The sequence below is a fragment of the Dellaglioa sp. CoH-57-MRSF-18 genome (genome assembly GCF_056781995.1).
The window spans coordinates 229,061-252,367 of record NZ_JBXAXX010000003.1 but is presented as its reverse complement, the minus strand read 5'-3'; the positions used below and the strand labels follow the sequence as shown (position 1 = coordinate 252,367).

The 23,307-nt window shown below is 35.5% G+C and carries 22 protein-coding genes and 1 tRNA gene; 1 reads left to right on the top strand and 22 read right to left on the bottom strand.

From position 1 onward, the window contains the following. Nucleotides 1-58: 58 nt before the first annotated feature. From AC1RPG_RS04935 to rpoN, 8 genes are all read right to left on the bottom strand, one after another. Nucleotides 59-1,606 carry a ClC family H(+)/Cl(-) exchange transporter gene (locus AC1RPG_RS04935; protein WP_481761443.1) on the bottom strand — a complete coding sequence of 516 codons (1,548 nt, stop codon included), beginning with the start codon at nucleotides 1,604-1,606 and terminating at the stop codon, nucleotides 59-61. A 134-nt stretch (nucleotides 1,607-1,740) separates the two neighbouring features. Then, nucleotides 1,741-2,061 carry a bacteriocin immunity family protein gene (locus tag AC1RPG_RS04930; RefSeq protein ID WP_481761444.1) on the bottom strand — a complete coding sequence of 107 codons (321 nt, stop codon included), beginning with the start codon at nucleotides 2,059-2,061 and terminating at the stop codon, nucleotides 1,741-1,743. A 161-nt stretch (nucleotides 2,062-2,222) separates the two neighbouring features. After that, nucleotides 2,223-3,551 carry a phosphopyruvate hydratase gene (gene eno / locus AC1RPG_RS04925; RefSeq protein WP_481761445.1) on the bottom strand — a complete coding sequence of 443 codons (1,329 nt, stop codon included), beginning with the start codon at nucleotides 3,549-3,551 and terminating at the stop codon, nucleotides 2,223-2,225. A 113-nt stretch (nucleotides 3,552-3,664) separates the two neighbouring features. Next, nucleotides 3,665-4,420, bottom strand: a complete 756-nt coding sequence (gene tpiA / locus AC1RPG_RS04920; protein WP_481761446.1) for a triose-phosphate isomerase — start codon at nucleotides 4,418-4,420, stop codon at nucleotides 3,665-3,667. A 54-nt stretch (nucleotides 4,421-4,474) separates the two neighbouring features. Beyond that, a complete protein-coding gene (locus AC1RPG_RS04915; protein WP_409022217.1) occupies nucleotides 4,475-5,665 on the bottom strand; it encodes a phosphoglycerate kinase in 1,191 nt (396 codons plus the stop codon). A 105-nt stretch (nucleotides 5,666-5,770) separates the two neighbouring features. Next, entirely contained in the window at nucleotides 5,771-6,790 is a 1,020-nt protein-coding gene (gap, locus tag AC1RPG_RS04910; protein WP_409022216.1) for a type I glyceraldehyde-3-phosphate dehydrogenase, read from the bottom strand. Nucleotides 6,791-6,850: 60 nt separating this feature from the next. Beyond that, complete coding sequence (locus AC1RPG_RS04905) at nucleotides 6,851-7,879, bottom strand: sugar-binding transcriptional regulator (protein ID WP_481761447.1); 1,029 nt, start codon at nucleotides 7,877-7,879, stop codon at nucleotides 6,851-6,853. 229 nt (nucleotides 7,880-8,108) lie between these two features. Beyond that, nucleotides 8,109-9,446 (bottom strand): RNA polymerase factor sigma-54, encoded by a 1,338-nt coding sequence (gene rpoN / locus AC1RPG_RS04900; RefSeq protein ID WP_481761448.1) that lies wholly within the window; start codon nucleotides 9,444-9,446, stop codon nucleotides 8,109-8,111. 67 nt (nucleotides 9,447-9,513) lie between these two features. Between rpoN and AC1RPG_RS04895 the strand changes: the two genes are divergently transcribed. Beyond that, a tRNA-Arg gene (locus tag AC1RPG_RS04895) sits at nucleotides 9,514-9,585 on the top strand. Between the two features lie 293 nt (nucleotides 9,586-9,878). Here the strand turns inward: AC1RPG_RS04895 and AC1RPG_RS04890 are convergent. From AC1RPG_RS04890 to AC1RPG_RS04825, 14 genes are all read right to left on the bottom strand, one after another. After that, nucleotides 9,879-10,217, bottom strand: coding sequence for a hypothetical protein (locus tag AC1RPG_RS04890; protein ID WP_481761449.1), 339 nt, complete (start codon nucleotides 10,215-10,217; stop codon nucleotides 9,879-9,881). A 515-nt stretch (nucleotides 10,218-10,732) separates the two neighbouring features. After that, nucleotides 10,733-11,038, bottom strand: a complete 306-nt coding sequence (locus tag AC1RPG_RS04885; protein ID WP_481761450.1) for a hypothetical protein — start codon at nucleotides 11,036-11,038, stop codon at nucleotides 10,733-10,735. A 314-nt stretch (nucleotides 11,039-11,352) separates the two neighbouring features. Then, entirely contained in the window at nucleotides 11,353-11,724 is a 372-nt protein-coding gene (locus AC1RPG_RS04880) for an LPXTG cell wall anchor domain-containing protein (RefSeq protein WP_481761451.1), read from the bottom strand. A 22-nt stretch (nucleotides 11,725-11,746) separates the two neighbouring features. Further along, the gene (locus tag AC1RPG_RS04875) at nucleotides 11,747-12,838 is read right to left on the bottom strand and encodes a WxLIP family cell surface protein (protein ID WP_481761452.1); all 1,092 of its coding nucleotides are present in this window, start codon (nucleotides 12,836-12,838) and stop codon (nucleotides 11,747-11,749) included. 31 nt (nucleotides 12,839-12,869) lie between these two features. Continuing rightward, the gene (locus AC1RPG_RS04870) at nucleotides 12,870-13,637 is read right to left on the bottom strand and encodes a WxL domain-containing protein (protein WP_481761453.1); all 768 of its coding nucleotides are present in this window, start codon (nucleotides 13,635-13,637) and stop codon (nucleotides 12,870-12,872) included. A 26-nt stretch (nucleotides 13,638-13,663) separates the two neighbouring features. Continuing rightward, the gene (locus tag AC1RPG_RS04865) at nucleotides 13,664-14,251 is read right to left on the bottom strand and encodes a WxL domain-containing protein (protein ID WP_481761455.1); all 588 of its coding nucleotides are present in this window, start codon (nucleotides 14,249-14,251) and stop codon (nucleotides 13,664-13,666) included. Between the two features lie 30 nt (nucleotides 14,252-14,281). Next, nucleotides 14,282-15,022: a WxL domain-containing protein gene (locus AC1RPG_RS04860; RefSeq protein ID WP_481761456.1), complete on the bottom strand. Its 741-nt coding sequence runs from the start codon at nucleotides 15,020-15,022 to the stop codon at nucleotides 14,282-14,284. Between the two features lie 66 nt (nucleotides 15,023-15,088). Further along, the gene (locus tag AC1RPG_RS04855) at nucleotides 15,089-15,838 is read right to left on the bottom strand and encodes a WxL domain-containing protein (RefSeq protein ID WP_481761457.1); all 750 of its coding nucleotides are present in this window, start codon (nucleotides 15,836-15,838) and stop codon (nucleotides 15,089-15,091) included. 58 nt (nucleotides 15,839-15,896) lie between these two features. After that, nucleotides 15,897-16,658, bottom strand: coding sequence for a WxL domain-containing protein (locus tag AC1RPG_RS04850; RefSeq protein WP_481761458.1), 762 nt, complete (start codon nucleotides 16,656-16,658; stop codon nucleotides 15,897-15,899). A gap of 25 nt (nucleotides 16,659-16,683) precedes the next feature. Then, a complete protein-coding gene (locus AC1RPG_RS04845; protein ID WP_481761459.1) occupies nucleotides 16,684-17,400 on the bottom strand; it encodes a WxL domain-containing protein in 717 nt (238 codons plus the stop codon). An 86-nt stretch (nucleotides 17,401-17,486) separates the two neighbouring features. After that, on the bottom strand, nucleotides 17,487-20,051 hold the full coding sequence (locus tag AC1RPG_RS04840; protein WP_481761460.1) for a hypothetical protein: 2,565 nt from the start codon (nucleotides 20,049-20,051) through the stop codon (nucleotides 17,487-17,489). Nucleotides 20,052-20,378: 327 nt separating this feature from the next. Next, the gene (locus AC1RPG_RS04835) at nucleotides 20,379-21,587 is read right to left on the bottom strand and encodes an Ig-like domain-containing protein (protein WP_481761461.1); all 1,209 of its coding nucleotides are present in this window, start codon (nucleotides 21,585-21,587) and stop codon (nucleotides 20,379-20,381) included. A 273-nt stretch (nucleotides 21,588-21,860) separates the two neighbouring features. Next, nucleotides 21,861-22,187 carry an LPXTG cell wall anchor domain-containing protein gene (locus tag AC1RPG_RS04830; protein WP_481761462.1) on the bottom strand — a complete coding sequence of 109 codons (327 nt, stop codon included), beginning with the start codon at nucleotides 22,185-22,187 and terminating at the stop codon, nucleotides 21,861-21,863. Nucleotides 22,188-22,209: 22 nt separating this feature from the next. After that, a complete protein-coding gene (locus AC1RPG_RS04825; protein ID WP_481761463.1) occupies nucleotides 22,210-23,298 on the bottom strand; it encodes a WxLIP family cell surface protein in 1,089 nt (362 codons plus the stop codon). Nucleotides 23,299-23,307: the final 9 nt, after the last annotated feature.

Genomic DNA, 23,307 nt, shown 5'->3' with positions numbered 1-23,307 from the left:
ATCTATATCTATACTAATTTAGCACAGTTTGCATTAATTTTCCACCGTTATTATTTTATTAAAGTGATTCAAATCCGGATAATGTATCCATTTCTGTCTTAAGTTTAGGTCGATTTTGGTGCTCAGTCAAAAGAACTAATGTATCTCCTGCTTTTAAAACCGTCACACCATGTGGAATTAATTGCTTTTCACCACGTCTAACCGTGATTAATAAGCTATTTTCAGGCCAAACTACTTCTGAAACTTTTTTATTTTCTAAATTTGATCCAGCAAAAATAGGCGTCTCAAGTCGGTCCTTTTTACCGCCCAAATCAATTTCATTTTGACCAATTAATTTTTTAAGTAAAGAATCGTAGATAGGTGCGCCGCCTAAAATATCAATAACTAAAAATGAAACTAATGAAATAATGGCTAGTGGCATTAAGTGATGTAAACTACCCACCATTTCCGTAACTAATAAAATAGCTGTAAAAGGTGCTTTACCAATTCCAGCAAAGTACCCGGCCATTCCAAAAATAATAAAATCAGTTATATATTTAGCTGGTAACAACCCTAACATTATCATAACAGTTGCATACCCAGCGCCAATAATAGCGCCTAATGTTAGAATAGGCAGAAAAATACCACCTGGTAATCCAGAACCATAGGATATCATTGAAAAGATAAATCTTAAAAGAAAGAGTCCCAATAAAACGGTCAATGATTTACTTTGAACTAGACTTAAAATAATCTCATTACCGCCACCTAAAGTTTGTGGTAAGTATAATCCAATCGGAATAACTAAAATAAAAGGGACAATTGAGCGATAAAAAATCGGAATTTTATGTAGAATATTATATAAATCAGTCGATTTAAGTAATACGTTTTGATACAGATAGCCTAGGAGGCCCAAAATAAGCCCTAAAGCAATCAAATGCCAGTATTGTAACAATGATAAGGTCTGAATATCCATCATTTGTAGCGCCGGTTTTAGACCGAAAAAATGCAATGAAATATAATTGGCTGAAATTGAACTAGCTAATGCTGTTGTCCAAATCAACGGTGAAAAATTATGATACACTTCCTCTAATATAAAAAGCGTACTCGCAATTGGTGCATTAAAAGCTGCGGATAGACCTGCAGCGCCACCACCTGCAATCAGAATGCGGCGTTCCGATTCAGTATGTTTAGTCATCTCTGCGAATCCTTGTCCGACTGCTGCACCTAGTTGAATAGATGGGCCTTCACGGCCGAGGAATAGCCCTGATCCAATGCCTAAAACACCACCGATAAATTTTCGCCATAAAACTGACCACCAACGCATTTCAAGATTACCAGCAAGCTGGCCCTCTACTTGCGGAATACCGGATCCCATAATATTTGGCTCTTGCTTCATTAGTGTTCCAATACCTAGTACCATAGCTAGACTCAAAAGAATCATTGGAAACAGTAACCACATATTCTGATTAATTGCCTGGTAAAAATAGATAAAGACTTTAAGCACATAAATAATAGCTAACCTAAATAGACTTACAACGATACCTGTAACGAGCCCAATTAATAGCCCTCTTAAAATAAATATGAGATTAGTTAAATTCAATCGCTCTTTGATACCTTGTTTTGTCATAAAACCATACACACCTCTTCATTCTATTAGTATATGCTAAAATCCAATTATTTGCTGAACTCATTAGTAACAAAAAAAGAATTATTCAACTATTGAATAACTCTTCTTAAAAACTAGCATAATCTAATGATCACTTAAGGATGATAAATCATACTCATAGCTATAAGTCCCCAGCCTAAATTTTTTTTAAATAAACCGGTTGTCGAAATTTCCATATAAAATCGACCAACGTCAGCACTTAACTTTATTTTATTTTTTAAATTACTTACAGCCAATAAGCGCAACGACTCCGCTAAATCAGCGACTGCCTTCTCGAAGTACTGCCCACGCTCAACTTTATTTTTAAAATCAACTAATAAGAGACGTTCCTCATTTGTCGTTTCTTCGTTTAAAATAAGATCATAAACTTTTGATGTTAGATCATCTTGTATTGTAATACGCTCTGATTTTTTCATACACGCTCACATTCCTAACTATAATTTCCAACATCTAAATTATACAACAATAAGTTTTACCTTTCAATATAGTGCGTCCTATTATAATACAAAAAAGGTCCCACCTAAAATCAAATTAGGTAGGACCTTCTTTCAATCAGAAACGCTTAATTCATAAAGAATTATTTGTTAACGATTGTATCGCGAGCATCTGAACTCAAGTTGTAGAATGAGTGGATACCTTTGTATTCTGATGTTTCTTCTAAGTTATCTTCAATTCTCATTAATTGGTTGTACTTAGCGATACGATCAACACGGCTCAATGAACCAGTCTTGATTTGGCCAGCATTAGTTGCAACAACTAAGTCAGCGATAGTTGTATCTTCAGTTTCACCTGAACGATGAGAAACGATAGCTGTATAACCAGCTTCTTTAGCCATTTCGATAGCTTCCATTGTTTCTGTAAGTGTACCGATTTGGTTAACTTTGATAAGGATTGAGTTTGAAACGCCCATTTCGATACCTTTTTTAAGGTAGTCAGTGTTTGTAACAAATAAATCATCCCCAACTAATTGAACTTTGTTGCCCAATTTAGCTGTCATCATCTTCCAGCCTTCCCAATCGTTTTCATCCAAGCCATCTTCAATTGAGATAACTGGGTATTTGTCAACGATTGCTTCAAGGAATTCAACCATTTCTTCAGAAGTATAATCTTGGCCATTTTCGCCTTCATATTGTAATCTATATTTGCCAGTTTCAGCATTGTAGAATTCTGATGAAGCAGCATCAAATGCGATAGCAATATCTTTACCAGGTTTGTAACCGGCACGTTCGATTGCTTCGATTAAGATTTCAAATGGTTCTTCATTGTTCTTAAGATCAGGAGCGAAACCACCTTCATCACCAACAGCAGTAGAGTAGCCTTTTTCAGCTAAAATCTTTTGTAAGTTATGGAATGTTTCTGAACCCATACGTACAGCTTCTTTGATAGAAGGTGCGCCAACAGGCATGATCATGAATTCTTGGAAATCAACACTGTTGTTAGCATGTGATCCACCATTGATAACGTTCATCATAGGAGTTGGAAGGACATGTGCGTTAAATCCGCCTAAGTAACTGTATAAAGGAACTTCTAATTCATCAGCAGCAGCACGAGCAGCAGCAATTGAAACACCTAAAATAGCGTTAGCGCCCAATTTACCTTTGTTTGGTGTACCATCTAATGCGATCATAGCTTTATCAATACCAACTTGATCAGTAACATCATATCCAACAATTTCTTTAACGATAATGTTGTTTACGTTGTCAACAGCTTTAGTAACGCCTAAGCCCATGTAACGAGATTTGTCGCCATCACGTAATTCAACGGCTTCATGTTCACCAGTTGAAGCACCTGAAGGAACAATTCCGCGGCCCATTGCGCCGTCTTCTGTGTAAACTTCAACTTCAACAGTTGGGTTACCGCGTGAATCTAGAACTTCGCGTGCATAAATATCTGTAATCATTGACATAAATTTGTACTCTCCTTTAAAAACGTTTTTTGGCGGGGATACAATAACACCCTTACCATTATTTTAATAGTTTATTGATTCATTTTCAATCTTTTTAACAGCTAAAATACGAATTATGCTTTGAAGTTAACAAGGTCTAAGTATGAAGCAGTTTCCATACTTGCGCCACCAACTAAACCACCATCAATATCGTCTTTACCCATTAATTCTACGACGTTACCAGGTTTAACTGAACCACCGTATTGGATACGAACTTTATCAGCAACTGTTTGGTCATACAAATCAGCAACTGTTTTACGAATTACTGCACAGATTTCTTGTGCTTGGTCAGAAGTAGCTGTTTCACCAGTACCGATAGCCCAGATTGGTTCGTATGCAATAACTGCAAGATTAACTTGTTCAACAGATAAGCCTCTTAATGCAGCAGAAACTTGTCCAGCAACCCATGATTCTGCTTCGCCGGCTTGACGTTGTTCTAACGTTTCACCACAGCAGATAATAGGAACCATACCATTATTGAAAACAGCATGTGCTTTTTTGTTAATATCGTCATCATTTTCGCCGAAGTATTCGCGACGTTCTGAATGACCAATAACAACATAGTCAACACCCATTTCAGAAAGAACTTTTGGTGAAGTTTCACCAGTAAAAGCACCTTCATCTTCAAAGTATGCATTTTCAGCAGCAACTTTTAAGTCAGTACCTTTAGCAGCATCAAGTAATGTTTGTAAATCTACTGCAGGAGCAGCAATAACAGATTCAACATCGTCAAACTTTGGTAATTTACCTTTAAGACCTGCTACGAATTCAGCAGTTTCTTTAGGGCCTTTGTTCATTTTCCAGTTACCAGCAATAATTGGTTTACGCAAAATAATAACTTCCTTTCGTTAATAGACGGTTTCTTACGACAATTTAATTAAAAATTATTTTGTTGTAATAGCAGCAATACCTGGTAAAGTTTTACCTTCAAGGTATTCAAGTGAAGCGCCACCACCAGTAGAAATATGAGTTAATTGATCAGCAACACCTAATTGTTGAACAGCAGCAGTTGAATCACCACCACCAACGATTGTTGTAGCTTCTGATAAAGTACCCAAGAATTTACCGATTTCAAGTGTTCCGTTAGCATAGTTGCTCATTTCGAATACACCCATTGGTCCGTTCCATACAACTGTTTTAGCATCTTTTAAAACATCTTTAAATTCTGCAACAGATTTAGGTCCGATATCCAATGCCATGTAACCGTCAGGAATGTCACCATCAACAGTTTTGTGTTCAACATCGTTATCAAATTTTTCAGCAACGATTGAATCAACTGGTAATACTAATTTGTCGCCAGCTTCTTCAATGATTTGTTTAGCTAAATCAATTTTGTCTGTTTCAACTAATGATGAACCAATCTTCATACCTTTAGCAGCGTAGAAAGTATAAGTCATACCACCACCAACGATAACTTTGTCAGCTTTTTTAAGTAAATGAGAAATAACACCAATCTTATCTGAAACTTTTGCGCCACCTAAGATAGCAACAAATGGACGTTTTGGTTCGTCAACAGCTTCACCTAAGAATTTGATTTCTTTTTCCATTAAGAATCCAGCAGCAGCTTGTTCCATGTTGCTTGAGATTCCAACGTTAGAAGCATGTGCACGATGAGCTGTACCGAAAGCATCATTGACAAACAAGTCGCCAAGTGAAGCCCAGTATTTACCTAATTCAGGATCGTTTTTGCTTTCTTTTTTACCATCTAAATCTTCAAAACGTGTGTTTTCCATTACTAAAACATCGCCGTCTTTCATTGCTGCAATTGCGTCTTCTAATTGAGGACCACGTGTAGCAGGAACAAAAGTAACAGGTTTGTTTAATAAGTTAGATAAACGTTCTGCAACTGGACGTAATGATAATTCTTTTTTGTCTTCTTCAGTCTTAATACGACCAAGATGAGAAAGAAGAATGGCTTTACCACCATTTTCAGTTACATATTTGATAGTTGGTAATGCAGCAACGATACGGTTATCATTACCAATCACACCGTTTTTAATAGGAACATTAAAATCGACACGAATTAAAACTTTTTTGTCATTTACATCTAAATCTGAAACGATTAATTTAGCCATTATAATAGCCTCCTGTGTAATTTTGATTAAATAAAAAGGCAGAGGGAGTATTGCGTCCCTCCGCCTAAGCATAGTTATATGCGGTTTTAAAAAAGTTTAACTAGATTATGCTTCTAAGCTAGCAAATTTTTCTAATGTACGAATCATTTGTGCTGTAAAGCCAGATTCGTTATCGTACCAAGCAACAGTTTTAACCAATTGGTTAGCGCCAGTACCAGTTACTTCAGTTTGTGTTGGGTCAAAGATTGAACCAAAACTTGTACCAATGATATCTGATGAAACGATTTCGTCAGCATTGTAACCAAATGATTCGTTGTTTTCAGTTCTTGCTTTAATAGCAGCATTTACTTCATCAACTGTAAGATCTTTTGATTTCAAGATTGTAACCAATTCTGTCAATGAACCAGTAATAACTGGGACACGTTGTGCATGGCCATTCAATTTACCAACAAGATCAGGGATTACCATACCGATAGCTTTAGCAGCACCAGTAGAATGAGGAATTGTGTTACCTGCAGCAGCGCGTGCAGCACGTAAGTTTCCACCACGGTCAGGACCATCTTGTAATTTTTGTGTAGCTGTGTAAGCATGAACTGTTGTCATTGTACCAACTTCGATACCGAAAGCATCGTTAACAGCGCCAGCAAGTGGTGCTAAACAGTTAGTAGTACATGAACCAGCAGAAGCAATCTTAGTATCTGAAGTTAAAATGTCATCATTTACACCGTAAACGATTGTAGGCATTTTACCAGCAGGAGCTGAGATTAATACACGTTTTGCGCCAGCTTTAATATGAGCTGAAGCTTTTTCTTCTGATGCGTAAAAACCAGTTGATTCTAATACGATATCAACATTATTGTTTTTAACCCAAGGAATATTTGATGCATCTGCTTCTGCATATACAGGAATTTCCTTACCATTAACAACAATACCATTATCTGTTGCGCTAACTTCTGCGTCGAAGTTACCATGGGCTGTATCATATTTTAATAAATGAGCCAACATTGATGGAGAAGTTAAATCGTTGATTGCTACAACTTCGATGTTATCTGAAACTTCAGCAATACGACGGAAAGCTAAACGACCAATACGGCCAAAACCGTTAATACCAACTTTTACTGACATACTTAAATTTCCTCCTTTAGGAAATGAAGATTTATTTATTTTAAAAAGCGTGTTTGCACACTACTTTTTTAAAATCGAGTTTGCGGCACCCTCATCCGTGATTAACCACGTCTGTTTAGGTGCAAGTTTCATGTATGCCACAATTGCTTCGGCCTTAGAATGGCCACCTGCAACTGCGAAAATACATTTTATGTGCGTGAGATCCTCTATTTGTAAACCGATACGAGGAATCCTATAAACGACCTTGCCTTGAGCATCAAAGAAATATCCGAATGCCTCACCTACAGCTTTGTCCTCTTTCAACATGTCTATTATACCACTAGACATGTCACGACGCTTAGCCATATGCATTGCTTCTCCAATACTGTGAATTACAGCATTGCTTTCCTTGATTAAGTTCAAAACTTCTTGAATGCTCGGTTCTTCAAGAAGAGGCTCGTACGTTTTCTCACTTAGTTGTTCAGGTACATACAAGGCTCTATGTTTGCCGCCTGTGTGTAATGCCATCTTACCACTAATCGAGTTGGCTTGTATATCTACTGATTCACCAACACCACCTCTGGCTGGTAAAAAAGTTAAATCGCGCTTAATTGAAAGACGTGTTGTCAACTGATCAGCTACTTGAGCCATCGTTGTGCCACCCATTACCGCAATTAAATTTTTACCTTCTGGCAATAAGAGTGCTAACTTAGCAGCTAGACTCTTACCCATTGACTCTAAAACTTTAGGTTGTTCATCGGAATCGCCTGATACAATCAAACAATGTTCAATGCCTAAAATTCGACTCAACTCTTGTTCATCCTGTCGAACACCAACTAAATTATCCATCACTTTTTCAAGGCCATGTAGTACTGATATACCTCTATCCGTTAGCGTCATTCCTGACTTACCAACGACGATAAGTTCTTGCTTACGCAGAAAATCTGTTTCGGTTCTCATAACGCGTTCGCTTAGATTTAAAGTTGCTGCCAACATTCTGCGACCAACAGGCATCATCCATTCAATCTGTCTTAAAACAAAATATCTTTGTTTTAAAACTTTAATCATGTCTGGTGCAATTGCTTCGATCCACTCTAATTCATGATGCATACTGCACCTGCTCTCTTATGGGGCATTATTTGTCCCACAGTGTCGCATTATGACCCATTAATTCTAAAAAAACAAAGCACGATAACATTCTGCATTAATCAAAGTGTCTTCATACCTTTATTACAAGACAAATTATATCAGGTTGTTTCATACTTTGCAAGCACTTCAAACGACTATCTGCCATGTCAGCAATTGACGTTTGATATATGAGATAAGGTCATAATTGTTCCTAATCCTTGTAGCGTTTTCTTGCTGATGACGATGGAATGTTCAGGTTTTCACGATATTTTGCAACTGTTCGTCTCGAAATATCGATGTTTTGTTTCATTAATTGTAAAACTATTTTTTGATCAGAGAAAGGTTTCGTTTTATCTTCAGATTCAATCAAAGTCTGCATAGTTGTCATAATCGTTTTTGAAGATAGCTCTTCAGCATTCTTTTTGTTCTTATTTGCGATTTGTCCAAAGAATGATTTTATTTCATAAACACCAGATTCTGTTTCAATGTACTTATCATTAACGGTTCGACTAATTGTTGATTCGTGAACACCTAAAGCGGCTGCAACTTCCCGTAAAAGTAATGGCTTAATTGGTTTGGTTTTATCAGTGAAGAAGTCAGCCTGATATTTCAAAATATATTGTCCTACTTTTAAAATGGTATCGCCTCGTTGTTTCAAGCCATGAACTAGCCATTCATATTCCCGTTTCTTTTCAGTTAAATATTTGATTACTTCAGGATCTTGGTCTTTTGACATATCATCAAAATATTTTTGTTGAAAAACAACTTCAGGCTGTGCACCGCGAACTTTGAATAATGTTAATTCATTATTACTTTTTTTCAAAACTAAATCTGGATAGATTTTACCAATTCTAGTTGTCCCAAATCCTGCACCTGGATTAGGTGATAATGTGCGAACAAAATCTGATATTTCTTGAATTTCTGAAAGATTAACACGATATTTTTTTGCTATGTCCGACCATTTACGATCGACAAAGTTATCAAAATCATCTTTTATGACTGTATATGCCAATTCAGGCGCTAAATCGTCAGAATCAATCTGTAACATTAAACTTTCTTGTAAATTACGTGCACCAACACCGGGCGGATCTAAGCGTTGAATCAAGGTTAACGCATCTAATAACATAATGGGTGGTATTCCTGATTCTTCTGCTAAATCATCCAAATTAGCATTAAAATAGCCCGTCTGTTCAATATAATCTACTAAGTAAAGAACAACCTTTCTAAGCGGTGTTTGACGCATCGTTAGATAAATTTGTTCCAATAAATAATCCAATAAAGATTGTGATTCATCATCACTGACTGAATTCATATAATCAGTATCACCATTTGTTGTTAGATTAACTTTATAACGAGACTCCCCTGCTTGGATTCTCTGATTGTCGTCAACAGCTTCAATCAAAGGGTTTTCCATCATTTTTTCAGTGACAAATTCTTGTAAATCTTCTATATTATATTGCAACATTTTAATTGATTGTTGGAGCTCTGGTGTCATTGCCAGTTTTTGAATTTGCGTTTGTTGTTGCTTAAATTTCTGTTCAATAGCCATTATTTCTCAACCTCCGCTTTCGTTACTTGTTTTTTTTACGTAATTCAGCTAAACTATTAACTATACTGCGCCGTTGGTGTAATGGATAGCACGTAAGATTCCGGTTCTTGAGCTGAGGGTTCGACTCCCTCATGGCGCATCGTTAAAATTAAAATATTTTCTTTTGAAAAACCTTATATGTTGATATAAGGTTTTTTGTTTTCGCTTACATTAATTATATATCATGTTTCTTAAGATAGCCATGGCGTTCTTACCACACTACAAAATATAATAAGCAACATAGTAGAAAAAAATTAGTTCAATCAATAATAAATTAAAATCGTTAATATAGTTGGATTGTAATCGTTACCATTACGTTTCATAAAAAATAAATCCTACCTCAATTAAGAGATAGGATTTTCTGTTTAGCTCTTTTTACCGTAATCACCCATTTTAATACGAAGTCATTTTTGGGAATTTAATCATAAAGAAGATAGAAATAATTGACCCAATGTAACAAGCCCAAACTAACGGGTCTGTATAAACCAAATTTGATAGAGTTACATTTAAAATCACATTAAAAATTGATAGTATTATAATACCACGATATTTACATAATTTATTCTGTAATAAAATCATAATTATCTCAATGTTCCCTACTAATAACATGAATACATCTTCACTATAGAATTTACCTGAAAGAGCATGAACAATCATTATAATTGCAAGAATCATTAATATTATATTTAAACTGATTGCTATTATTTTTGAATTGATTACTTTTCTAATCATTTAGTTTCTCCTGATTTATAGTATTTACATATAAAGAACAGTGAAATCAAAATAGCTACCAGGAAGGATTCTAATGTAGGAAGATAACAATCATTATTAATCTCAATGATCAACATAATTGCGTTTAATACAATATTAAACATTGAAAGGATTACTATTATTATTTTATCGAAATAATTAAATTGGACAATCAGCATAAAAAATTGTAAAAGAACGATTATACTTGATACTGAAAGGAATAGATCTATATGTTGACTTCCCATTCCGCCTAATGAAAATGCAGTATCAAGAAATAAACTAAAAGTTTCTATAATAAATATAATATTAAAAAATGAATGTAATACTTTGGAATTTTTTAAAAGTTTCAACATTTTTAGCTCCTTAATATGATGTTATTTTATGAATATAAATAGGGTTAAATGAACCCGCAGCATAATATGGCTATTCCTTTATTTTATATACCTCAACATATTTACCTTTTCCCGAATGTTGATGAAAAATTTGATTTTCCTACTCTAAAAGAAATTTCTAAAACTTAAATAAATTACTATAATAACATCTAGAAATACCCAATACATTAATAATAAGTATTTAAATTTAGGTACTAAGTACTTATTATGCCTTTTAATCATTACATCTAATAAATACGTAATAGTATATATAATACCCATTCCAAATAATAATAAAACACCTAAAACAAGTAACCCATCACCATTATTTAAGCCAATACCATTTCTATGGATATATCCATCTATGATAAATATAAAGGGTATTATTTGTATCCCGATAGTCGCTAATATTTCTATATATATTTTTCCCATACTATCCCCTTTTAATATTTTGTGAATATACTGTGGGATAAAACTACCCTTAAATGCTATTACTTTAATCTATTTTTTCATTAACAACATTTTTATGCTATCATAATTTCAACATTACTTCAAAGTGATTTAACCATAACGTTAATCTAATTTAATATTTAAGCAAAAACCCAACCTCTTAAATTAAGGGCTCTGTAATATATTTATCAACAACAGTTGTAATAGAACCTTTAATAAATATCGCAATAAAAAAAGAGTTTTTCCTCGTATTTTTACGAGGAAAAACTCTTTTTAGTTAAACTATTAAATTTTAATTATTTTGCATAATTTCTTTTAAACCAGCCAACTAATCCCATAGCTAGCAACAGAACAAGGCCCATCATTGATAGTCCTGATTCTTTCATTTCACTAGTCTGAGGTAAACTGGTTTGACCTTTTGCTGCATTTTTTAAGACAGGTGTTTTCCCATCCGGTGTTACCTGTGAAGTTGTTGGCGTCGTGGGGGACGTTGTTGTTGGTCTTGTTGTCGGTGTGGTTGGTTTCGTTTTCTCTGGCATTTTACCAACGAATTCGATTCCAACCTCACTAGTATAACTAGCCGCTTCTGCAGTATTACCGAATGCACCTAAACTAAAAGATAACCCCAAAAGACTAATTATTAAAACACTCATTAGTTTTTTTCTCATAACCATACCTCGTCTATTTTGACTACTTATCTTCTTTTTTATCAGTTTGTAATTCTTCTAGAATTTGTCGTTTTGCTTCTGCGACAGCTTCTTCTTTATCTTTTTTGTTACGACGACGAACTAAGAACCAGATGAGCAACAATAGAAGTAATAGCAAGAAGATTCCTGCAAGGATATACCACATTGTGTAATCTTTTTCTAAGTCAACCGCTTTTTCGTTCAATTTATCTGCCGTTGCGCCATCAATTGTGAAATATTCTGTCCATTTCCACTTATGTACCCCAGAAGTCGCCGTCATTTCTAAACGGTACTTACCAGGCTTAAAGGGTTGGTTATCCCAGAAAATGCCATAATTAAAGTTTGTATTTGGAGCCATTGTCATATTCGAAGTGGTTGAAGCATGTAGTGCTTTATCACCATTTCTTGAATAGACTTTTCCATCAACTTTCAGGTTACGGATTGGTGTTGTTGTTGGATCTTGTAAGTTTACCTTCAATGTATTACGGAAATTAACTGATCCGGGCTCAATCTTAAGTAATTTCATATCAGGCTTAACAACATCGTCAGTTTCAGTTAACGTTGTCCCAATAACAAAGGCATAACGGTTTTTAATTTGAACGTTACTCTTTGATTTTTTTTCACTATCTTTGTTAATTTTTTCATAGAAGTACAAGCCACCGTCAATTTCGCCATTGAATTTCTTAGCGGGCATTGTGATATGGAATGTATGCTCAATGCTTTTCTTAGCCGGTACTGTCACTTCTTTATCTGACTTAATGATTGAAGATAGAGGGTTTACCATTGTTTTATCAAGTTTTGGTTTCACGTGACTGTATTCAACCACTCCGTTATCATTTGTAATCGCTGTATTTGCTTCAGCCATTACAGTAACATCTTTGTTAGTCGAATTTTTTAATGTGACAGTAATGTCTTGCTTTTGGTTCGGTTTCATTTTTAAATTAAAATACGTTTGGCGCTTATCAATTTGGTTGTTTGGAATATTTGCAGTAACAGCAAAGTTCATTTCAGCAGCATTCGCTTTTTGAACTTGTCCACTAAATATAACTAATCCTGCCACAAACGCCATAATGATTCCAAAAAATTTTTTATTCAATGTAAAAATCCTCTTTCTTCTCAAATTAACTTTATGGAGCCGCCGTCAATGTCCAGTTTAATGTCGACGTATATGTTTCACCAGCTACTTTTTCAGCCGGGCCAGGCACATCCAATCTCGCTGATTTATTACCTGTTGTTGCATCACCCATTGCTATTGTCCAGGTCCCTGTGGGATTAGTATTGGCAGTTGGATCTACTACTTGATATGATGCACCGTCACCTTTTAATAATATACTATCGGTAAATAAACCGGCATCAGGATCTCCGTTATCTGTTTTCGATGCTACATTTTTTATTGTAAGCACAGTACCCTTAAGTTCATTAGCACCACTTTTAAATGATGTGTTACTAACCGTCAACGACCAGTTTCCTGTCGTATTATTTGTAACCTGAACGTAATTAGGTACATCCCTATAATCTGCATCCGTGAGCTTATCTATAACCCACTCACCTGTAGCTTCATCACGATGTCCTGTTAAATCAGCTACTTTATCAAAAGCAGCATAATAAGATTTTTTATTTCCTGAAATTTTCTGAGTACCAAAATGTAAATCAGAAATATAATCTATCCTCAGGTCACCAGTAGTTGGCGTAACTGGATTAATTGGTTGTACTGGTTTTGTCGGATCTAATGGATCAACTGGACCAGACTTTGCAAGTAATGTTAAGTTAGCCGCTGTGGTTGCAGTTTTTCCATCAGGCGCTACTGCTGCATCAGCCACTGAATTTCCCATTATTGAAATTGCAAGGAGGGGGACAATGGCTACTACTAGTCGTAAGTTTTTTTTCAAGCTCATTGTTTTAACCTATCCCTTTCTGCATCCTATAATGGTGCGTCGTTTAACGTCCATGTAATTACTGATGTATATTTTTCTTTTAATTTAGTTGATGCACCAGGTACGTCTAAGGTTGCCTTAGTAACAGGTAACGTGTTAGTACCCATACCCATGTCTTTAGCTGCATCTACTACTGCAACACTTTGACTAGATCCGTCTAAAACCATATCCGCTGTTGGTTGGGTAGCATTATAACTTGCCCCATTATTATTAGAAACAGTTCCAGGCGTCAATGTTAACTTAGCCCCAGCTAATTCTTTTGAGCCGGTAAACTGTGTGTTGGCAACTGTTAATTTCCAACCTTCATTTGAACCACGGTTGTCATCAACAACGATAGAATCTGTAATAGTAGCTGCATCATATTTTGCATCTGATCCACTAATTTTTTGATCTCCAAAATCAACACTTGGTGCCTTTGTCAATTTAATTTCTCCAGCTCCAGTAGCAGGATCAGCTACAAAGTTGACATCACCTGATGAAGGTAATGTTACATCAGCAGCATGTACTGCTGGTGCTACTGTTGAAAACAAAGTAACGGTTAAAAGTGCTGCTGTTGCAATTGCTGTTTTCTTCATAATTTATTTCCCCTTTTGTTAACCCAATTTTTATAAGTTTGCGTCTGTTAATGTCCATGTTAAATCTGTTGTATATATTGTTCCAAGATTTTTAGCTGTTTTACCAGGTACTGTTAATGAAACGGCTTTAGCTTTAGCATCTTTACCAAATGAATCAGTCCATGTTCCCATTCCTTGACCGTCTGTAGCAGTAACAACCTTAACATCGCTACCAACTGTAGGAGCAACGACACTATTATTATCTTTATCACCAATTATTGATGGTGTTGTTGTCGCATCCATATTTGTTGAATTAAATGTTTGATCTTTCATACTCAATTGAGCACCAGTTAATTCTTTTGTACCGTCAGTAAATGCGCCTTCTTGCTTAACATTAACTGTCCAACCAGCATTTGATCCACGGTTATCTGTTACTTGTAAGTAGTTAGCTACTTCTTTTGCTGTTCCTTTAGAATCTGTTATTTCAACAGGAGCTGCGTAGTAAGTTGTATCACTACCAGAAACTTTATTTTTTGAACCAAAATCAAAGTTTGAAACATAATCTAATGATAATGGACCATTTGTTCCTGGGTTAATTGGAGGGTCTGTTGGGTCAACTGGATCTGTTGGATCTGTTGGATCAACTGGACCTGTTGGATCTGTATTATCTGTAAAACCAACGCTACCTTTTGTTGGAAGTGATCCTACTGTTGCTGCATTTACAGCTGGTGCTGCAATTAAACCTAATGTTGTTAATACGATTGCGCTTGTTACGATTTTAGTTGTTTTCATTTTAATTTCCCCTTTTTTTAATTCCCTATTTTTTTGTAGCCTATTAGAAAGTGATATGACTTAATTTTATAAACCAGCGTCTGTTAATGTCCATGTTAAATCTGTTGTATATGATGAACCGACCGTTTTAGCTGAATTACCAGGTACTTTCAATGAGACAGCTTTACTTGCTGTATCTTTTGTAGCATCAGCATCGTAGACACCAAATGAATCTGTCCAAGTCCCCATACCTTGATCCTTACCAGCATCTAAGACAGCAACGTCAGCACCAATTGATGTTGTAATTGTAGCTTTAGCTATAGCTGGATCTGTTGTTCCGCCAATATTTTTAGAATTTAAAGTTTGTGTTCCCATACTTAGCTGTGCGCCATCTAAATCAGTCTTACTATCGTTAAATTGTTTTACTTGTTTAACTGACAATTTCCAGCCTTTATTTGATCCACGTTTATCTGTTACTTGTAGGTAGTTAGCTCTTGTAACTTCTTTACCATCTTTATCAGCTAATTTAACAGGTGCAGCGTAGTAAGTTGTATCGTCTCCAGAAACCTTATTTTTTGAACCAAAATCAAAGTTAGAAACGTAATCAATTGATAATGGGCCAGGTGTTCCTGGTTGAGGATTATCTGGGTCTGTTGGATCCGTTGGGCCTACTGGGCCTGTTGGATCCGTTGGATCAACGGGTGTTGTTGGATCTGTATTTTCCATAAATCCAACCTTACCTGTTGATGTATAATCTGCAGCATGTACTGCAGGTGCTGCAGCTAAACCTAATGTTGATAAAATAATTGCGCTTGTAACGATTTTAGTTGTTTTCATAATTTATTTCCCCTTTTAATTAATAACCATTTTTATTTTTTATTGACTAATTTAGATTTTATAAGTTAGCGTCTGTAAGTGTCCATGTAATATCTGATGTGTATTTTTCTGCAACTTTTTTACTATCACCAGGGATAGCTAATTTAACAGAAGCTTTGGCTTTAGCAGCATCTGTTGTTGCGTTACCAAAGGATTCAGACCATGTACCAGAACCTGCGCCATCTTTTGCTTGCATAACAACTTTGTCCCCTGATGTAGCTGAAATGTCAACGCTATTTGTTAATGTTGGTTTTGGTTTTGATGCGTTATTATCAGCATTAGTTGCTTCAGGATTAGATAACGTAATTGTTGTCCCATCTAATTCTGATTTTGTTGTTTCACTTGTAAATGCTTTTGCTTGTTGAACAGTAAGTTTCCAACCTGCTACTGTTCCACGGTTATCTGAAACTTGTAGGAAGTTTGCAAGATCTTTATCAGCTCCGGATGCATCTTTAACTGTCACTAATTGAGAGTCATATGTTTCGTTGTTACCTGACATCTTTTGAGCACCAAAGTTAAAGTTAGAAACATAATCGATTGATAATGGGCCACCAGTACCTGGATCTGTTGGGTTTGTAGGATCTGTTGGATCAATAGTATGTCCAGGATCTGTTGGATCCGTAATACCAGGATCTGTTGTACCATCATTTTTAGTCAATTCAATTTTACCGTGTGATGTATATGTTTGTGTTTCAGATGCATGAGCAGTTGTCATAATGGCACCTGTCACACCTACGCCTAATAATGTACTTAATAATAATTTACTTGAATTTTTCATCATTTATTTCCCCTTTATATAACCTTTTTTATAAGTTAGCATCTGTCAAAGTCCATGTTAATTCAGACTTATAAGCCCCTGCTACTTTGTTTGATTCAGCTGGAACAAGTAATGACACACTTTGTTTGGCAGCTGTATTATCTTTACCAAAACGGTCTGTCCATGTTCCCATACCTTTGTCGACCTTGGCTGTCATCACAGTAACTGCTTTGCCATCTGGATTGATGGCTGCTTGACTAGCTGTCGGCTGACTCATATTACTACTTCCGTTAGTTGTTCCATTCATTAACGTAATAATCGTTCCATCTAATTTATTTTTACCATTCATAAATGGATTGGTCTGTGCAACAGTTAGTTTCCAGCCTGCGTTTGAACCACGATTATCCGTTACTTGAACATAGTTTGGATATTCCCCAACCTTACCGTTTTTATCAACTAACTGGTCAAGTTGTGCATAATAAACACTGTCTTTACCAGAAATTTGTTGTTGACTAAATTGTAAGTTCGAAACGTAATCAATTGATAATGGTCCATCTGTTCCAGGATTAACTGGTTTAACCGGTTTTAACGGATCAGTTGGATTTGTTGGATCAACTGGCGGTGTACCGTCAGTATTTTTCACGAATTCAATAGTTGCATGCGACTGATAATTCACTGTTTCGCTTGCCAAAGCTTGCGTTACGGTAAAACCAGCCGGTACCATACTACCTAAAAGAACTCCCAAAATTAACTTTCTTTTTATCATCGTATCTACTCCCCTCGTCAGATTTTGATGTTTTTATAATATTAGCAAAATGCTAATGATTAACGTTAATTAAGCAAGGATTAGGATTAAGGCGCATCCGTTAGTGTCCATGTTATTTCCCCTGCATACTTACCTGCTTTAAGTGACATGTTGCTTCCATTAAGTTCAGCAACAACACCTTTATCGGCTGCCCAAGTGACATCTTTAGTTTCTTCTGTCTGACCTGAACCAACCTCTGTACTACCAGTATCTAAATCTTGTGCAGTTCCAGTTGCATCTATATATTTCAAAACACCTTTCAATGTGTTAGATCCATCTGTTAAAGGTTTTGAAACGCTAGCCTTCAATGTCCAAGCTGTTTTGCCTAGATTAGAAATTGATACAGTATTTTCAGCAGTACGTTGAAGATTGAAATTTTCTCCACTGTAAGGCAACATTACCCCATCTTTTGAACCAAAAGTCATTTCATCAGAGGCTGCAGTAATTGCTAAACCACCACCTGCAACTGTGATCTTAATCGTTTTTTCAACACCCTGAGCATTTACAATAACTGCTTCATAGTCACCAGCACTAGAAGTTGGTGTAAGTGTCGTTGATTTAACTGTAACTTTAGAATCAGCACCAGTTGATAGTATCCAACCTTTAGCCGAACTCTCTGTTAATATGAACTCATTTAATTTAGTCTCTGTTAATCCCGAGATAGATTTACTGTCCGTACTAAAATCCTTAGCGTAAACTACAGAATCACCATCAACGACGGTATCACCATCTATTACATTGACAGGAACGGCAACTTTAGCAGTTTCATTAGGTGTCACATCCGTATCCGTCAAAATCATATCTTGTATATAGAAACCAACTTTTGTGTTATCAAGTGGTTTATTTGATGGATTTGTAGGATCAATTTCTAATGTATGTTTATTAGTATTCATAATTGTTAAATCTTTGATTAATTTTGTTTCATCTATTGTAACGGTTCCGCCAACATCAATTTTTTGTGGAATAGCAGTTGCACCCAACTTGAATAAGTTGACAGTTACGGTAACTGGTTTTAATTGTTCGGTACCTCCAGCATCAATCGCAGTTACTATAACTTTATTTGCACCTACTTTTAATTTTGTAGGGTCAATCTTTGCAGAATAATCGACACCATCTTTTGTTGTTTCATAAGTATTCTCTGCTGGCGATGATATTGACCCATCTGGATACTTAATTTGAATGTATCCCTTTGTACTATCTTCATCTGAAACTTTACCTACAATTTTAAATGAATCTGTTTGATCCGCATAAGCATTAATTGTTGATGGTGTTACAGTTGCAACAGGTGGAATACTTGGTGTCGTTTCTTTATAAGTTAAGTAAGAACCTGTCGTTAATGTTTCTCCTGGGGCTAACGTTTTAGGATTAGCTTTTATTACAAAAGCACTATCTCCCTTAAACGGAGTATCTGGCTGACTAATGTCGTTGATAGCTATAATTTTATCAAGCACTGATGTCTCCATTCCAGTTCCTACAGCTCCACCTTTGAAATAACTACTTATATTTGATATATCTAATATACCAGTACCGGTAGCTTTCCCAGCTGAATAATTAGTCCAACCACCCAAGCTAGTATTATTACCGGGATCCTTCAATCTGTAATTCAAGGTATGTTTATCACTTACCATTTTAAATCCATTGTTAGGTCCCAAACTTTTTACAGGGACGTCATCCTTATCAACCAAAGTATCGACCCCCTGAGCTGCACCAATAGCTCGAGTTGCAGTATCATTATTTGTGATACTGAAATAACTATATATACCACCTGCTGCATCATACATTTCTTCAAATGTATAGCTCACCTTATATGTTACATCGTACATTGTAGCTTTGAATCCAGTACCATCATTATTTTTATAAAGATGGTAATCTGTAATTGGTCCAAGTTTTACAGCACTTTCAATTGTATTAGGCGTCGTGTTACTTTCTGCTGCATACCCATATCCACGATCTTTTGGAATAGCATTATTAATGATAATTCCATAAGACTTTCTTGGATTAGGATTTCTTCCACTGGCACCAACCTTCGTAAATGCCCAACTAGATGCATTACCCTGTTCACTGTAAGAATCGTTATTTGTCAGCGCACTTGGTTGGAAATTAAATGCTGCATTACCAAAATATAAAACAGGAGTCGCTGTATCATCTGCTTTTCCCGCGTTGTTTGTTGGAACACCATTTACTAACTTCCCGCCTCCTGTAAGTGACACATACTCATTTTTAGAATTTGATGCCACATCGGTAGTACTCCACTGAGTATTAATGGCCCCTTGTGATGGACCAACATAACCAGCAGCTGGTACTGCTGTCTCACTTTTTTTAGTCGTTGCTACTTTTTTTGTTGGTGCTTTCGTTACTTCTTCTTTAGTTGCTACTTCGCTTGTTATTTCTTCTTTTGTTGCTTTTATCGATGTACTTTTTTCGGTTGTTTTTTCAGAAGATGCTGTTTGAGGTTTAACGGTTTCATCTAGCTCTTTAGCTTGGACAGAAGTTCCTGGGCCCTCATTGTTAACCACGTTAACAATGCTACCTGTCATCACTCCTGCTAAGATAATTCCCGTCATTAACGTTGCTGAGATTCGTTCTTTTTTATTACTGTTATGCCCTTTCATTGTTTAGTCCTCCCCCTATAGTTGCTGCCTATTTATACCTAACATTACTATATTTAACTCATTAGTCTAGCTGATTAGTTGTGACCCCCTAGTCCCTCCTAATAGATTTATTCGTTAACTTAGCTGTAACCTAATCGCAAACTTATTATCTGGTTACTGCGACATAGCCAGTTTACCTATAATCTATTTAAATGTAAACATATTTTTTTAATTAAAAAATATTTATCTAATTTATGAAGTAACCGCTTTATCGATTTTGTTTTAATACAAAAGTAATTCATCAAAAAAAATGATGAATTACTTTTGCCAATTTACAGTTTATTTTGGTTACCCTTCACGAACTGGAACTACCGTTGCAAGACTTATTTCTGTCCCATTTGTTTCAGTTATATAAAGAAGTGTATAGGCTCCTTGTTCTGGAATTTGTACAGAGAAACTAAGATCTGACTGTACGACTGTTCTAGCAATTTCATTACCGCTTGCATCAGCAATAATAATTGTATTTCCAGCTGTTTCTCCAGTACCTGTTAAATATTTATCACTTTGATAATAAGAATCAACAGTTGGTTTAGCAATCGTAACATCTTTATGCTTAACTACCGTAGTTTTCACATCACTCCAACCAACACCTGTATTCTGACGAACACTAACTGTTGTATCTTCATGTTGTTTAGGAATAGTAACTTCGTAAAGTCCATTTTCATCAACGATACCTGTCCCTATAACTTTATCGCCAACTTTAACTTCAATTTTAGCACCTGGAACACCACGACCTGATACCGTTGTATCTGTATCAAAAATTGTTTCAACGGTTGGAATTTCTTTCAAAAGTGCCCAACCCGGGTCTAGGTGATATGTTGGCAACGTGTCAGAAGCATTATATGAACCCAACACGTCCCAATCAATTGGCGCACCATTTTTTACTAAACCACTATTAAATATATAACTTGAGTTATTTTCTGCGTCCGCTACTCTGATACCTGTATCTGTTACCATTTGCCCAATATCAAGAGATAAATGAACTTTGAAGTCGGCAAATGCAATCCAAGAATGAGATGGATTTTTGATTCGTAATGTTTTACCATTATCCTCAACTCGGATATCATTTTTATTATACGTATATTTACTTCCGTTATTAAATTGGAAATTTCCTGTTATATAATTATTGAACGAATCATGGTTAAAAAGTGGAACTAACTCTGAAGGAACTGACAAGACATAGTCTGTCGATTCATTAATTCCTGCCGAAATAATCGACTTTCCTTCATAATCAAAATCTAATGTACCTGTTGTCACTGTATTATTACCTTGTAAGTGTAGACCACTTGCACCCGTTCCAGATACTTTCATTGAGCCTCTTGTAATAACACCTAATTCTTTCGTACCTACTTTAGCTGTCGCCACCTGCTTTTCATGGTTACTAGCATCTACGGAATTATTAGCTACCCCTAAAATCATTACTGAATTCAATAATCCAACCACCGCTACCGTTTTAATCACATTCTTCTTTGTCTGACTCATTTCTACTTTGTTCATTTTATTCATCTCCTCTATTTTGGTTTATAAACAATTATTTGATACAGGCCCTCCATAAAAAAATTAGTTAGAGCATTACTAATACCTCCTTATATTTATATTTATTTTTTTATTAATACCTTAAACACAGCTTATCATGTTAACGCTTTCTTTTGCAAATTTAACCACTAGTATATTTTTAATTTTAACTAAATTGGACTTAGATAATAAGCAAAAAAAATAAGCTATCTTCATATAAATACGAAGGTAGCCTACTTTAATTTTAACTATTCTTTATTTTGATTGCTTTGAATCGTTATATTTAACCCATCCAATTAATCCTGCGGTTGATAAAAGAATAAATCCTATCATTGATAATCCTGATCCTTTTATTTCACCGGTTTGAGGTAATCTGTTTTGATTCGATGCAACATTCTTTGAGACAGGTGTTCTCCCGTCTGGATCTGGTGTCACCTGAGAAGTTGTTGGCATTTTACCTACAAATTCAATTCCCATTTCACTTGTATAACTAGCCGCTTCTGCGGTATTACCGAATGCACCTAAACTAAAAGATAACCCCAAAAGACCAATTACTAAAGTACTCGTTATTTTTTTCCCCATAACCATACCTCACCCATTTCGACTACTTATCTTCTTTTTCACCAGTTTGTAATTCTGATAAAATTTGTCGTTTTGCTTCTGCGACAGCTTCTTCTTTATCTTTTTTATTACGACGAACTAAGAACCAAATAATCAATAATACAAGTAGAAGTAAGAAGATTCCTGCAAGAATATACCACATTGTATAATCTTTTTCTAAGTCAACTGCCTTTTCGTTCAATTTATCTGCCGTTGCGCCATCAATTGTGAAGTTTTCAGTCCATTTCCACTTATTCACACCAGAAGTTGCCGTCATTTCTAGACGGTACTTACCAGGTTTAAAGGGTTGGTTGTCCCAAAAAATACCATAATTAAAATTCGTATTGGGAGCCATTGTCATATTCGAAGTGGTTGAAGCATGTAAGGCTTCATCCCCATTTCTTGAATAGACTTTTCCGGCTACCTTTAAATTACGAATAGGTGTTGTTGTTGGGTTTTGTAAATTTACCTTCAATGTATTACGGAAATTAACTGAACCTGGTTCAATTTTAAGTAATTTCATATCAGGTTTAACAACATCATCTGTTTCAGTTAACGTTGTCCCAATCACAAATGCATAACGGTTTTTAATTTGAACGTTACTCTTTGATTTTTTTTCACTATCTTTGTCGATCTTTTCATAGAAGTATAATCCACCATCGATTTCGCCATTAAATTTCTTAGCGGGCATTGTGATATGGAACGTATGCACAACACTTTTCTTGGCTGGAATTGTCACTTCTTTATCCGACTTAACAATTGAAGATAGAGGATTTACCATTGTTTTATCAAGTTTTGGTTTCACATGACTATATTCAACCACACCGTTATCGTTGGTTACAGCTGTATTTGCCTCAGCCATTACGACAACTGCTTTATTAGTCGAATTTTTCAATGTGACAGTAACATCTTGTTTCTGATTAGGCTTCATTTTTAAATTAAAATAGGTTTGGCGCTTATCAACTTGATTACTTGGAAGATTTGCAGTAACGGCAAAGTTCATTTCAGCAGCGTTCGCTTTTTGAACTTGTCCACTAAATAAAACCAATCCTGCCACAAACGCCATTATGATTCCAAAAAATTTTTTATTCAATGTAAAAAT

What these genes read in the sequence shown, in the direction of transcription:
- AC1RPG_RS04935 (WP_481761443.1), bottom strand. Translation starts at nt 1,606, where the DNA reads ATGACAAAACAAGGTATCAAAGAGCGATTGAATTTAACTAATCTCATA.
- AC1RPG_RS04930 (WP_481761444.1), bottom strand. Translation starts at nt 2,061, where the DNA reads ATGAAAAAATCAGAGCGTATTACAATACAAGATGATCTAACATCAAAA.
- eno (WP_481761445.1), bottom strand. Translation starts at nt 3,551, where the DNA reads ATGTCAATGATTACAGATATTTATGCACGCGAAGTTCTAGATTCACGC.
- AC1RPG_RS04915 (WP_409022217.1), bottom strand. Translation starts at nt 5,665, where the DNA reads ATGGCTAAATTAATCGTTTCAGATTTAGATGTAAATGACAAAAAAGTT.
- gap (WP_409022216.1), bottom strand. Translation starts at nt 6,790, where the DNA reads ATGTCAGTAAAAGTTGGTATTAACGGTTTTGGCCGTATTGGTCGTTTA.
- AC1RPG_RS04905 (WP_481761447.1), bottom strand. Translation starts at nt 7,879, where the DNA reads ATGCATCATGAATTAGAGTGGATCGAAGCAATTGCACCAGACATGATT.
- rpoN (WP_481761448.1), bottom strand. Translation starts at nt 9,446, where the DNA reads ATGGCTATTGAACAGAAATTTAAGCAACAACAAACGCAAATTCAAAAA.
- AC1RPG_RS04890 (WP_481761449.1), bottom strand. Translation starts at nt 10,217, where the DNA reads ATGATTAGAAAAGTAATCAATTCAAAAATAATAGCAATCAGTTTAAAT.
- AC1RPG_RS04885 (WP_481761450.1), bottom strand. Translation starts at nt 11,038, where the DNA reads ATGGGAAAAATATATATAGAAATATTAGCGACTATCGGGATACAAATA.
- AC1RPG_RS04880 (WP_481761451.1), bottom strand. Translation starts at nt 11,724, where the DNA reads ATGAGAAAAAAACTAATGAGTGTTTTAATAATTAGTCTTTTGGGGTTA.
- AC1RPG_RS04870 (WP_481761453.1), bottom strand. Translation starts at nt 13,637, where the DNA reads ATGAGCTTGAAAAAAAACTTACGACTAGTAGTAGCCATTGTCCCCCTC.
- AC1RPG_RS04865 (WP_481761455.1), bottom strand. Translation starts at nt 14,251, where the DNA reads ATGAAGAAAACAGCAATTGCAACAGCAGCACTTTTAACCGTTACTTTG.
- AC1RPG_RS04860 (WP_481761456.1), bottom strand. Translation starts at nt 15,022, where the DNA reads ATGAAAACAACTAAAATCGTAACAAGCGCAATCGTATTAACAACATTA.
- AC1RPG_RS04855 (WP_481761457.1), bottom strand. Translation starts at nt 15,838, where the DNA reads ATGAAAACAACTAAAATCGTTACAAGCGCAATTATTTTATCAACATTA.
- AC1RPG_RS04850 (WP_481761458.1), bottom strand. Translation starts at nt 16,658, where the DNA reads ATGATGAAAAATTCAAGTAAATTATTATTAAGTACATTATTAGGCGTA.
- AC1RPG_RS04845 (WP_481761459.1), bottom strand. Translation starts at nt 17,400, where the DNA reads ATGATAAAAAGAAAGTTAATTTTGGGAGTTCTTTTAGGTAGTATGGTA.
- AC1RPG_RS04840 (WP_481761460.1), bottom strand. Translation starts at nt 20,051, where the DNA reads ATGAAAGGGCATAACAGTAATAAAAAAGAACGAATCTCAGCAACGTTA.
- AC1RPG_RS04835 (WP_481761461.1), bottom strand. Translation starts at nt 21,587, where the DNA reads ATGAACAAAGTAGAAATGAGTCAGACAAAGAAGAATGTGATTAAAACG.
- AC1RPG_RS04830 (WP_481761462.1), bottom strand. Translation starts at nt 22,187, where the DNA reads ATGGGGAAAAAAATAACGAGTACTTTAGTAATTGGTCTTTTGGGGTTA.